General features: G+C 30.8%; 13 protein-coding genes. 2 read left to right on the top strand and 11 right to left on the bottom strand.

Annotated features, from left to right (window positions below; all coding sequences use genetic code 11):
• Nucleotides 1-56 precede the first annotated feature (56 nt).
• From ABWP20_RS17255 to proC, 8 genes are all read right to left on the bottom strand, one after another.
• Complete coding sequence (locus ABWP20_RS17255; protein WP_353097515.1) at nucleotides 57-731, bottom strand: nucleotide-binding protein; 675 nt, start codon at nucleotides 729-731, stop codon at nucleotides 57-59.
• A gap of 12 nt (nucleotides 732-743) precedes the next feature.
• Nucleotides 744-1,811, bottom strand: a complete 1,068-nt coding sequence (gene buk / locus ABWP20_RS17260) for a butyrate kinase (protein ID WP_353097516.1) — start codon at nucleotides 1,809-1,811, stop codon at nucleotides 744-746.
• A gap of 10 nt (nucleotides 1,812-1,821) precedes the next feature.
• Complete coding sequence (locus tag ABWP20_RS17265; RefSeq protein WP_353097517.1) at nucleotides 1,822-2,724, bottom strand: phosphate butyryltransferase; 903 nt, start codon at nucleotides 2,722-2,724, stop codon at nucleotides 1,822-1,824.
• Nucleotides 2,717-3,808: a butyrate kinase gene (buk, locus tag ABWP20_RS17270; RefSeq protein ID WP_353097518.1), complete on the bottom strand. Its 1,092-nt coding sequence runs from the start codon at nucleotides 3,806-3,808 to the stop codon at nucleotides 2,717-2,719. Before buk (ABWP20_RS17270) ends, ABWP20_RS17265 begins: the two co-directional genes overlap by 8 nt.
• An 11-nt stretch (nucleotides 3,809-3,819) precedes the next feature.
• On the bottom strand, nucleotides 3,820-5,034 hold the full coding sequence (locus ABWP20_RS17275) for a CdaR family protein (protein ID WP_353097520.1): 1,215 nt from the start codon (nucleotides 5,032-5,034) through the stop codon (nucleotides 3,820-3,822).
• Nucleotides 5,015-5,854, bottom strand: a complete 840-nt coding sequence (gene cdaA, locus ABWP20_RS17280) for a diadenylate cyclase CdaA (RefSeq protein ID WP_503012553.1) — start codon at nucleotides 5,852-5,854, stop codon at nucleotides 5,015-5,017. Before cdaA ends, ABWP20_RS17275 begins: the two co-directional genes overlap by 20 nt.
• A gap of 113 nt (nucleotides 5,855-5,967) precedes the next feature.
• Entirely contained in the window at nucleotides 5,968-7,185 is a 1,218-nt protein-coding gene (locus ABWP20_RS17285; protein ID WP_353097522.1) for a CapA family protein, read from the bottom strand.
• 25 nt (nucleotides 7,186-7,210) lie between these two features.
• Complete coding sequence (proC, locus tag ABWP20_RS17290) at nucleotides 7,211-8,017, bottom strand: pyrroline-5-carboxylate reductase (RefSeq protein ID WP_353097524.1); 807 nt, start codon at nucleotides 8,015-8,017, stop codon at nucleotides 7,211-7,213.
• Between the two features lie 149 nt (nucleotides 8,018-8,166).
• Here proC and ABWP20_RS17295 point away from each other — a divergent pair, with 149 nt between their 5' ends.
• Both ABWP20_RS17295 and ABWP20_RS17300 read left to right on the top strand, forming a co-directional pair.
• Nucleotides 8,167-8,742, top strand: a complete 576-nt coding sequence (locus ABWP20_RS17295; RefSeq protein ID WP_353097525.1) for a hypothetical protein — start codon at nucleotides 8,167-8,169, stop codon at nucleotides 8,740-8,742.
• A gap of 18 nt (nucleotides 8,743-8,760) precedes the next feature.
• A complete protein-coding gene (locus tag ABWP20_RS17300) occupies nucleotides 8,761-9,639 on the top strand; it encodes a S41 family peptidase (RefSeq protein ID WP_353097526.1) in 879 nt (292 codons plus the stop codon).
• Nucleotides 9,640-9,679: 40 nt separating this feature from the next.
• On the opposite strand, the gene ABWP20_RS17305 is transcribed toward ABWP20_RS17300, so the two are convergent.
• The 3 genes from ABWP20_RS17305 to ABWP20_RS17315 all read right to left on the bottom strand — a co-directional run bounded on the left by ABWP20_RS17305 (nucleotide 9,680) and on the right by ABWP20_RS17315 (nucleotide 11,888).
• Nucleotides 9,680-9,973 carry a hypothetical protein gene (locus ABWP20_RS17305; RefSeq protein WP_353097528.1) on the bottom strand — a complete coding sequence of 98 codons (294 nt, stop codon included), beginning with the start codon at nucleotides 9,971-9,973 and terminating at the stop codon, nucleotides 9,680-9,682.
• Nucleotides 9,974-10,049: 76 nt separating this feature from the next.
• Complete coding sequence (gene dapF / locus ABWP20_RS17310; protein ID WP_353097530.1) at nucleotides 10,050-10,880, bottom strand: diaminopimelate epimerase; 831 nt, start codon at nucleotides 10,878-10,880, stop codon at nucleotides 10,050-10,052.
• A 54-nt stretch (nucleotides 10,881-10,934) separates the two neighbouring features.
• The gene (locus ABWP20_RS17315) at nucleotides 10,935-11,888 is read right to left on the bottom strand and encodes a ribonuclease Z (protein ID WP_353097532.1); all 954 of its coding nucleotides are present in this window, start codon (nucleotides 11,886-11,888) and stop codon (nucleotides 10,935-10,937) included.
• Between the last annotated feature and the right edge of the window lie 81 nt (nucleotides 11,889-11,969).

The following is an 11,969-nucleotide window of genomic DNA, read 5'->3' on the forward strand; positions in this document are numbered from 1 at the left end:
GATGTCTTCTTTAAATGTTACCTTTCCTTTAGCCATTCTTTTACCCTCCTTTATTGTTATAGCATCCATTCATCCCTCATAAATAATTTTACGGGGAAGATCTCACCTTCCAGATTTTTAGGAAGGCTCGGTATTATGTCTTCTAATACAGATATATATTTTAACTTTATACCGGTTCTTTCTTGAACCTCTAAAGCTAATTTCTGACCTCTTAGTACATCTTCACAAGTTGTACTCTTTAATAAATGTGTATTGTTTACAATACCAGTTATTTTAGCTCTTGATACATCTTGAATTTTTACCATATATTCTAATACTTTGTCTACAGTTTGAGTTTCGGGTCTATTTGCATTTAAAACAAAGAACATATCATATTTGCCTTCTTCAAAATACTCAACATATCTTCCTAAAGCCCTAGCTCCTACTTGGTCTCCACCTACATCAAGTATTAAATTATATGATTCGTCTTGTAACGGTGTATAAACTTCTGCAGATATTGATGGTACTTCTATGGCAGGTGCATCTATTTGACTTCCTATTACTTTGATACCAACACCTTCCATTTCCAGTGCCTTTTCTCTAGATCTAAAATACATATTTACTATATCCAAATCAGCTAAGGCAACCTTTTTTCCCATTTGAGCTAATTTTACTGCATAGTTTACACTAAATTCAGATTTTCCTGAACCATAATGTCCTATTATAATTCTAATTCTTTTATCATCTAGCATAATCACCAAATCCTATTTATATAATTTTGCTTCTTCTTCTCCTCTTAAAACACGAAGCCCACCTTCAGCTAATGCCATAAGTTCATCTTCTCCTGGATATACTGTTACATCAGAAATGAATTTAACTCTTTCTTCTACCCAAGATGTAAAATCTTTATCATATGCGATACCACCAGTAATTAGGATTCCATCAACTTTTCCCTTTAATATTGCTGCACATGATCCTATTTCTTTTGCCACTTGATAAGCCATGGCTTTATATATTAATTCTGCATATTCATCGCCATTTTTTATTCTTTGTCCAACTTCTCTAGCATCATTAGTATTTAGATAGGATACTATCCCACCATTTCCTTTTATCATCTTCTTCATTTCATCTAAAGAATATTTTCCAGAGTAACAAAGCTTTACTAAATCTCCTACTGGAAGAGATCCTGATCTTTCTGGTGAAAATGGACCTTCACCGTCTAAAGCATTTGCTACATCTATTACCTTACCTTTATTGTGAGCACCTACTGAAACTCCTCCACCTAGATGGGCAACTATTAGATTTAATTCTTCATATTTCTTTCCTATTTTATTAGCATGTCTTCTTGCTACTGCTTTTTGATTTAATGCATGAAATATACTCTTTCTTTCTATCTCTTTTAACCCAGATACTCTAGCTACATCTTGCATTTCATCTACTACAACCGGGTCTACTATAAAGGATTTTTTATTTATTTCCTTAGCTATTTCATAAGCTATAATTCCTCCTAAATTCGAGGCATGCTCTCCTAAATATCCAATCTTTAAATCCTCTAACATAGTATCATTTACTTCATAAGTACCACCCTCTATAGGCTTAAGTAGTCCACCTCTACCTATTACTCCATCAAGCGAGTCTATAGATATATTATTTTTCTTTAATACTTCCACTATAATATTTTTTCTGAATTCATATTGATCATAAATCTTGTTGAAAGCAGAAATTTCTTCTACTGAATGACGAAGAGTTTCTTCAAATATACTTTTCTCATCATCAAAAACTGCTATTTTTGTTGATGTAGAGCCTGGATTTATAATTAGTAATCTAGTCATTTCTTACCTCCTATTTTGAAGCCATAAGTACAGCTAAGGCTATTGAATTTAATTTTGACTCTTCATTATCTGCTCTAGATGTAAGAACTATTGGTGCTTTTGTGCCTACAATAAGTCCTGCTGATTTTGCATTTGCTAAAAATGATAGACATTTATATAATACATTTCCTGCATCAATATGTGGAGCAAGAAGTATATCTGCATCTCCTGCAACTTCACTATTTATACCTTTTAATATTGCTGATTCTTTAGATATAGCATTATCTAATGCAAAAGGCCCTTCTACTAAGCATCCTGTAATTTCTCCATTTTTGTTCATATCAGTTAATACCTTTGCATGAATAGTTGCTTCCATCTTAGGAGATACTTTTTCTTTTGCTGCCAAAACAGCTACTTTTGGTATTTCTATATCTAAGGATTTTGCCAATACTACAGCATTCTCGATTATTTCCTTCTTTTGATTAAGATCTGGTGCTATGTTCATAGCTGCATCAGTTACAAAGAAAACCTTATGATAAGTTGGAACATCAAATACAGCCACATGAGATATTACCTTGCCTGTCCTAAGACCAATCTCACTATCTAACACTTGTTTCATTATTACAGATGTATCTATAAGCCCTTTCATTAAAACATCCGCTTTACCACTGCTCACCATTTCTGTTGCTATTCTACAAGCATTTGTTCCATCTTTCTCATTAATTATTTCAATGCCTGATAAATCGAATTCAATTTCCTTTGCTATTTCTAATATCTTATCCTTGTCCCCTACCAATATAGGTTTTGCTATTTCTAGCCCTGTAGCATTTTTTATTGCAGATAATACATCTTTATCTTGTGCTACAGCCACAGCTACTTTTTTTTGTCCCCTTTCTTTAGCTAATGCCAATAAATCTTTGAATGATTTAGCCATTTATTTCCACCTCATCCTCATATATTTTTACTTTTTCTTCCCCATTAATTACTCTCTGTGCACCTTTATTTAATGCTTCCATTTCATCTTCTCCGGGATATACTATAACTTCGGATATAAAATCTATCATTCCCTTTATTCTATCTACTAAATAGTTAGAATAAGCCAATCCTCCTGTTAATATAATACTGTCTATATTTCCATAACTCACTGTTGCATACGCACCTATTTCTTTTCCTATTTGATATGCCATTGCATCATAAATAAGCTTTGCATATTCATCTCCACTTTTTATTCTTTCTTCTACTTCTCGTCCATCCATAGTACCTAAATATGAGAAAAGTCCACCTTCACCATGAAGCATAATCTTCATCTTATTAAATGCATACTTCCCCGAATAACATAATTTAACTAAATCTCCAACAGGTAAAGTACCCGCTCTATCTGGAGAGAATGGCCCCATTTCTTTAGCATTATTTACATCTATAATCTTGCCTTTCTCTACTGCAGCAATGGATATACCACCACCTAAATGAGCTACCACCAGGTTTAAATCTTCAAGATTTTTGTTTGTTTCTTTGGCCCTTCTATGTGCCACAGCATTAATATTTAGTGCATGAACTAAAGATTTTCTAGGAATCTCCTTAAGTCCCGATATCCTAGCTATATCATGAAACTCATCTACTGCTACAGGATCTACAATATAAGCAGGTATATCTTCTGATTCCACTAGACCTCTAGCTAACATGCCACCTAAGTTAGAAGCATGTTCTCCCTGTATACCAACTTTTAAATCTTCAATCATTGCATCAGTTACAGCATAAGTACCTCCAGGCATGGATCTTAATAATCCTCCTCTGCCAACTACTCCTATAAGTAAATTAGTAGATATGTTTTCAGATTCTAGCCAATCTTTTATTAGATTTAATCTATAATCATACTGGTCAGCAACTCTTTCATATTTGTCTAGGTCTTCTTTCTTATGGTCTATTTTAAAAGTCTTTAATACTTTATCCCCCTCAAATATAGACACCTTCGTAGATGTAGAGCCTGGATTAATTGCTAAAACATATTTTCTATCCATACCTTTCCCCCTTACCGATTAGTTATCTTAAATTCAATGGATTGCGGCATAATTTCTTTCACCGTAATTCCCATTGGTGCATTAGAGCCTAAGTGTACTTTGTGAGTTCCTTCATCTAACATATTAAAATCCAAGTACAGTCCTATATCTTCTTTACTTAAGTTTTCAATTATCTTCTTATTTCCTTTTACCAATACTTCTACTGTCTTAGAGCTATCATCCATGTCGATGGATAGATTATTATCTAAGTTTCTAATATCTATTTCGCTTAATATATACTCAAATGTTTTAGTAGAATTTTCCTCAACATTTAAAGACACCGTCACCTTTTCATTTGGGTTTAGTAAAGAAACATTTTCTGGAAGTTCTAACTCAACGGGTACATCTGTATTTCCAATTAATTTGTTTACATCTACTGGCTTAGTTTGAACAAATGTTAAATTGGATATATTCTTATCCCCCTTAAGGGTTATCTTATTTGGTTTTATTGTAACTTCAGTAATTTCGTAGTTTTCTGGTAACTGTTTTTCCAAATTAAGTTCAATAGGTACAGTTACAGTTTTAAATATTTGAACATTGATATCTACTACACTTGGTTCTTTCTCTACACCTACAATATCATGTCCTTCATCATCTAATAATTTTATAGGTACGCTTATATTTTCATCATCTTTTCTACTACTTAGGTCTACTTCTGCTACTACATGAGCTACTTTATTTACCAAAGTCCTAGGCCCTTTAAGTAAAATTGATTTTGATTTTGTAGTCATATCTCCCGCTACATAATTAGGTCCAAGACTGCCCTTAGTTTTTATACTTAAGTTCTTTTCCTTATTCACTAATTTATCGAATGTAAACAATACTTCTCTTGGTTCATTTCCAATTATTTTTATATTTCCTGATTGAACTAAACTTACATCTATTGGAACCTTTATTTGCCCCTCTTTGTATCCATTTAAATCCACCTGAGCTTTTATTGATTCTTGATAAAAATTATCAATATCAGACTTTCTGCCTATAACTTTTACATTTACAGTTACTTCCTCTGGCTCCATGATTATTAACCCTTGTCTTTCCAATGCACTTTCATTATTAAACTTTACAGGAATATTTTTAAATTCCTTTGATATATCAGGGTTAACTTCTTTCATAACATAGCTCCACAAAATAATAGCTATAATAAAAGCAAAGACCTTTAATGTTAAATCATTCCTCTCCTTGCTCATCTTTTCGCCTCCATTTTGTCATAAATGCTTGGGGTGAATCCTTTGGCTTATACATATCAGTTAGTATTTGTTTTAATGTCTTAGAATCTAAATGCCTTGCTATAACTCCATTTTCAGCTATTGAAATCGCCCCTGTTTCCTCAGAAACTATTATGGCTAAACTATCGGATCTTTCCGATATACCTAGTGCTGCTCTATGTCTAGTTCCTAGCTCTTTGCTTAAGTTCATGTTTTCTGTAAGTGGTAAAAAACAAGCTGCTGCCTTAATCATATCTTCTTTTATAATTACTGCACCATCATGTAAAGGAGTATTTGGAATAAAAATATTGATTAGTAAATTACTAGACACTATACCATTTATTCTAGTACCTGTTTCTACAACTTCGTTTAATCCTGTGTCTCTTTCAAGAACAATTAATGCCCCGATTTTTTGTCTAGATAAGGATGCACAAGCCTCAACTATTTCTTCTACAGTTTTAGATAGACTTTCTCCTTTTATCTCCAAGAACGATTTAGTAAAAAATCTAGATCTACCTATATATTCAAGTCCACGTCTAAGTTCCGGTTGAAATACAATTAATATAGCTATAACCCCTACTGTCATGGTGTTTTTTAATATCCAATTAATAGTATATAGTTCTAGCCATCCTTCTCCACTTATTTTTTCGAATACAAATATAACAAATATTCCTTTAATAAGTTGTTCTGCTCTTGTTTCTCTAATTAACTTAAAAACTTTATAAAAAACTACTGCTACAATAATGATGTCTATGACATCTCTTATTCTCATATTTGAAAATAATCTATTAAAAATTTCCAAGGTTTACCACGCCTTTTATCGTATTTTCACTTCTATCCCTATTATATAATAACTATTCCATTAATTGAACTAATAAATTGAATATAACAAATTTAATTTAATTCTGAAAACTTTTAATTTTCTATCATCTTGTCCATAGTATCCTTAAAGGATTTTTCAAGTCTTGGTTTTAGAGAGTCTACTACTTCTATATCTAATTTTCCCTGAATATAATCATCTATCGGTAAAATTTCATAAGATAACTTGCCGTTTTCTCTATGTCTGTAGACCCATGTAGGTATATAGTCTATACTTTTAATAATTGTTTCTCCAGAGGAAAAATCCTTCTCTATGTTTAAATTAACCATAACTCCATCTTCTGTATATGAATTATCTGTGTTTTCTTTTCTTTGGTTAGATAAAAAATTACCCATGGAATAAATAATAAAATTATCTTTTCCGTCTTTATTGATTATTTCAGTTTTTTGAATTACATGAGGATGACTACCTAATATAATATTTGCACCCCATTCAACCATTTTACTTCCTAATTCCAATTGATAATCGGAAGGTTCTCTTTGATATTCATTTCCCCAGTGAATGAATACTACAACTAAATCAGTACCTAATGATTTTACCTTTTCTATATCATTTTTTATTTTTTCTTCATCTATTCTATTTATCATATAGGATAGTTCCTCTTTACTTAGGGCGTTATCCATTCCATTTAAGCCATAGGTATATGAAAGAAGTCCTATTTTTACATCTTCTACCTCTTCTATAAGGATATTATCATTAGGCTCTTTATATGTTCCCATGTTCTTCATTCCATACTCATTTATATTATCTATGGTTTGAATTATCCCTTTTTTGCCCTGATCTAAACAATGATTATTAGCTGTAGATAATATATCAAATCCTGTTTCCTTTATGGCTAAAAGTGATTCCTTTGGAGTATTAAATCTCGGAAAACCAGAAAAACCAATTTCTGCTCCAGCTGTTACCGTCTCAAAATTCGCCAATGCTAAATCTGCTTCCTCTACATATTTTTTTATATATCTAAAAGTATTAGTAAAATCATAGGATTTAGTTTCCTTATTAAAAGCGACTTTATATTGTGGAGAATGAAACATTATATCTCCTGCTGCTAAAATTTTTATAGAAGATATTCTATTTTCTCCTTTTTCTTCATTACTGTCATTCTCGTCTATTTCTTTACTTAATTCACTTTTTTCATTTCCTATATTATCTTCTGTTGATTTAATATGAGTATATATTACTGTTCCTAAAAATATAAACAGGAAGCATGAAAAAATTAAAAGCAATCTTGTTATACTATGTCTCTTCCTCATAATTGTCCTCCAAATTTAATATTAGTCATTTATTCATTCTTTTGGATTTTTCTCCGCATACCCTCATGGCTTCAATTATACTTCTTCTAAAGCCCATTTCTTCTAGCTTAGCCACTGCCTCTATTGTTGTACCTTTAGGTGAACATACATTATCCTTTAATTCTCCTGGATGACTATCCGTATCTAAAACCATCTTTGCTGCACCAAGTACTGCTTGGGCCGCCATCTTATATGCCTGCTTCCTTGGTATTCCTTGTAATACTCCTCCATCACCCATGGCTTCTATCATCATATATACGTATGCAGGTGAGGAACCGCATAAAGCGGTAAAACCATCCATAAGATCTTCTTCTAAGATCTCTGTTCTGCCAAAGCTATTAAATATACTAGCTATTTCTTCCCTTGCGTTTTCATCTATTATATCATCAAATGATAACGCTGTTATTCCTTCTCCTACCATAACTGGAGTATTAGGCATAGCTTTAACTGCTAGTATATCTTCACCTAAATATTTTTTTATATAATCAATACTAATGCCTGCGGCTATTGTAATAACTGTACATTCTTGATTTATCTCGCCTTTTATTTCTTTTAATATTAACTCATGCATATATGGCTTCACTGCTAATATTAAATAATCTGCTTCTCTAGCAACTTTTTTATTATCTAAAGTAGTATTGATTCTATAGTCTCTTTTAATCTTTTCCAATGTTGATTTTGTTTTCGCTGAGGCAATTATCTTCTCTGGAAGAATTATCTTGGACCCTATTAAACCTCCAATCATTGACTTTGCCATATTTCCACATCCTATAAAACCAATTACTTTATCCATTTTATAACCCCTCCAAATATTTAACAATCTTGCATATTAATATGCCATATCATTGACAAAAACATATATTTATAAATATAATAACATATATAATATTGTATTTAAATACATACTAATTACAAGTTTTGTCTTTAAATTGAGGTGATACTATGAATAAAATAAAATTTTCATACGTATTTCTAATAATATTGGCTATTTCAATATTAGTTTTTAATGCCGAATATATAATGCCAAATAATAAATATCTATCTGAAATCAAATCTCAATTTAATAGTTTGCTTTATAAATACGACAATTTCGAGGACGAGCTTCCTGTAGTAAATCATACAAATGAAAATTTGACTTGTAAAGATGTTTCCTTAATTAATAAATATGAGGCCGTTGAAGATACAGAATATTTATTTAGTTTACTAAAGTTTGGATATGCTGGATATGAATTTTTCGGAGGAGATGATATCTTTATTCCTGCTAAAAAAAATATTATTTGGTCTGTAGTAGCATCTAGCGGAGAGGATATTGAGGTAAATAAGTTTTTAAATATTATATATTCAGAACTTAAATTTATACAAGATTCTCATTTTAGTATAGGAAATTACAAACTATGTAATTACACTAAGTATTTTAGTAATGAAAAATTTATACTTCATAAAGATGATAATGGATATTATACCAAAATATCTAGTAAACCTTTTTATCTTAAAAAGGTTAATAACGAAGAACCTTGAGATTACATTAAAGAATCCTTGGACAAGGATGGGAATACAGTATATAAATTAGGAATACTATCTACTACAGATGATGTTTCCATACCTCTTAACCTCTTGTTAAAATCTGATGGATATGTTAGAGAAGAAAAACTCAGTCTCTTTGAATATATCCCATTATATAATAAGAATAAGAGTACAAGCGGTTATAAATATTATGAAATAAATAATATTCCTATATTAGAAGTAAACTCTTTATGCAGGATTACACCAAAAGACAATACCATTGAAAATTTTATAAAAGATAGTAAAAAACTAAGAGGAAAAGACAATATAATTATAGATTTACGAAATAACTCTGGCGGAAGTATGATTAATATAGATAAATGGTATGAAGGATTTACTGGAACAAAACTTAGAAAAGATATAATTGAAGCAGGACTATATACAAATACTAGTATTAGTTTATCAAAAGATAAATTTAAATCAAAAGACAATGAACCTGAAGATATAAAAGATGAATGTCTTGAAAAAATATCTAGGTATAAACATGAAAGATATTATCCTGGCTGGAGTCCTATTGAATATGAAGATTTCAAACAGGTGGAAAATAAGACAAATATATTTATACTTATAGATAAAAATACATCCTCTGCAGCAGAATTCTTCACATATTATTTAAAAAAATTAGATAATGTTACTTTAATTGGAACTAATACAAATGGATGTATGCTAACGGGAAATTGTAATTCCAGTTATCTGCCAAATTCACAGATACCAATTGGTATCTCTCATAAAATATATATGAGCAAAGATTTCACTAATATTGATGGTTTAGGAATCTCTCCCGATTTATGGGTAAAGCCTGAACAATCTTTAGAATGGTTAATTAGATATATAAATAAAAATAGCAAATAAAGGTACCCTAAGCTTCTATATAACTCAAGGTACCTCTTAATTATTTCTTAGCTTTCTGTGCCATTGGATCTGATATAATTTCATAGCCTCCCATACTTGCTACTGCTACCATCATAGCATTTACAATAGTTAATATAATACCCTGAATACCACTAGCATCCCTAGCAAAGACAAAAGTAAATATTAAGGCAACAACAAATGCATATATTCTTACCATGGAATCTCCAAATGTCTTCTTTACTATAGGCTTAGTAAATTGTACTACTACTGTTACTGCAGTCGTCAACCCTACAAAGGTCTTTAATATATCTGCACTCATAAATTCATCAAACACTCGTCCCCCTCCCCATTACTAATCTATATATAATTTTATGATTATATAATAGGGATTATTACGATTAATATTTGGTTCAATAAATTTCTCCCCTAGCTATATGAGTTGCATTACCAGACATAAAAATCTTGTAATCATCTCTCCATTCTATTACTAGACTACCTCCTTCTGTATTTACAGAAACCTTTTTATAAAGTTTATCCAGTAAATTACCTATAACTACAGCAGCACAGGAACCAGTGCCACATCCTAAAGTTCTGCCTGCTCCTCTTTCCCAAGTATAAATATTAATATTATTATGATCTATAATTTCTACAAAGTTAACATTAGTTTTCCTCGGAAATAATGGATAATTCTCTATCTTTCTTCCTAAATCATTTATATTAATTTCTTTTATATCTTTTACAAAGATAACAACATGAGGAACCCCTACTTTCAATGCCGAAAATCTATATTTATTTCCATCTATAGCTATAATTTCTTCTATTATTTTCTCTTTATTTATTTCTATTGGGATTTTACTTCCATGAAATATAGGCTCCCCCATATCTACTTTAATACTAGTCACTTCCCCTAAATTATCAGTTTCCATAGTAACATACTTTATACCAGCCAGTGTTTCTACTGCTATAGATTTACTTCTAACAATACCATAATCATAAACATATTTAACAAAAGACCTAATTCCATTTCCGCACATTTCTCCCTGGGAACCATCTGAATTGTAATAAATCATTTTTATATCTGCTATATCACTATTTTCGCATACCATAATACCATCTGCACCAATACCAAAATGTCTATCACAAACTTTTAAAGCCAGGTCATTATAAGCCTTTATATTTTCTTCTATACCATTAAACAAAATAAAATCATTTCCTGCAGCCACATATTTATCAAACTTCATTATACATCACCCCATTTATATATAATAAATACAGCTAATGCATAGTGTTATATATTATGTGAAATTCAACTTCTTAGCAAAGCCATCATATCCTATAACTGTATTTGAAAATACATTTATGGCATTTACTTTATACAACTCTGGCTCATCCATGGACGGACTAAAATGAGTAAGTAAAAGCTCCTCTACATTTCCCTTATATGCCAATTCTGCTGCTTCACTAAACAACATATGTTTATTTTTTATTGCCTTATCTAAATCTTCATTATCTCCATATGTTCCTTCGCAAATAAATAAATTACTTTCATTTATAAAATCTATTATTCTATCTATTGGCCTTGTGTCCGTTATATAACTTATTTTTATTCCCTTTCGTTCCTCTCCAAGTACCATATCAGGAGTATATGTTTTATTATTATACATCATAATTTCTCCATTTTGAAGTTTTTTCCATATTTCCTTAGGCACTTCGTATTTTTCTGCTTTTTCTGGATAAAACTTAGGTTTTCTTTTTATATAAAAATTATATCCTAAACACGGTGATGAATGTTCTAGTTCTACAGCGGAAAGGATAATATCAGTTCTTAAAGATTTTTCACTATCCTCTTTTACTGACATTATATTATCTGAGCTTTGAATGTTTAAAGGTTTCCTAGGACTTTCTATTATATTTATAGTATAAGGAAGATAAGGAATTGATAATATAAGTCCCCTTACTACATCAAAAATCCCTCTAGGACCTACTATTGTAATAGGTTCAGTTCTACCGCTATTTCCAATGGTTGAAAGAAGTCCTGGTAAACCAAAAATATGATCTCCATGAACATGGGTTAAACATATTATATCAATATGCTTAAATCCCGTTTTTAAATTTCTCATAGATACCTGGGTTCCCTCTCCACAATCCATAAGAATCTTACTCCCTTTATAACTTATAATCGTAGAGGATAAAAATCTATTAGGCATAGGTAATCCTCCGCCAGTTCCCAATAAAGTTATATCAATCAATAAAATCTCTCCCCAAATTTAATAATTTTACCTGTTGTGCTAGTTAAAAATTACAAATATAAAAACTCCAGCAATTATGTT

Origin of the sequence: Tissierella praeacuta, assembly GCF_040396155.1 — a bacterium.
Classification (GTDB): Bacteria; Bacillota; Clostridia; order Tissierellales; family Tissierellaceae; genus Tissierella; species Tissierella praeacuta_A.

What these genes read in the sequence shown, in the direction of transcription:
- ABWP20_RS17275 (WP_353097520.1), bottom strand. Translation starts at nt 5,034, where the DNA reads ATGAGCAAGGAGAGGAATGATTTAACATTAAAGGTCTTTGCTTTTATT.
- ABWP20_RS17285 (WP_353097522.1), bottom strand. Translation starts at nt 7,185, where the DNA reads ATGAGGAAGAGACATAGTATAACAAGATTGCTTTTAATTTTTTCATGC.
- dapF (WP_353097530.1), bottom strand. Translation starts at nt 10,880, where the DNA reads ATGAAGTTTGATAAATATGTGGCTGCAGGAAATGATTTTATTTTGTTT.
- ABWP20_RS17265 (WP_353097517.1), bottom strand. Translation starts at nt 2,724, where the DNA reads ATGGCTAAATCATTCAAAGATTTATTGGCATTAGCTAAAGAAAGGGGA.
- buk (WP_353097516.1), bottom strand. Translation starts at nt 1,811, where the DNA reads ATGACTAGATTACTAATTATAAATCCAGGCTCTACATCAACAAAAATA.
- ABWP20_RS17255 (WP_353097515.1), bottom strand. Translation starts at nt 731, where the DNA reads ATGCTAGATGATAAAAGAATTAGAATTATAATAGGACATTATGGTTCA.
- ABWP20_RS17295 (WP_353097525.1), top strand. Translation starts at nt 8,167, where the DNA reads ATGAATAAAATAAAATTTTCATACGTATTTCTAATAATATTGGCTATT.
- proC (WP_353097524.1), bottom strand. Translation starts at nt 8,017, where the DNA reads ATGGATAAAGTAATTGGTTTTATAGGATGTGGAAATATGGCAAAGTCA.
- buk (WP_353097518.1), bottom strand. Translation starts at nt 3,808, where the DNA reads ATGGATAGAAAATATGTTTTAGCAATTAATCCAGGCTCTACATCTACG.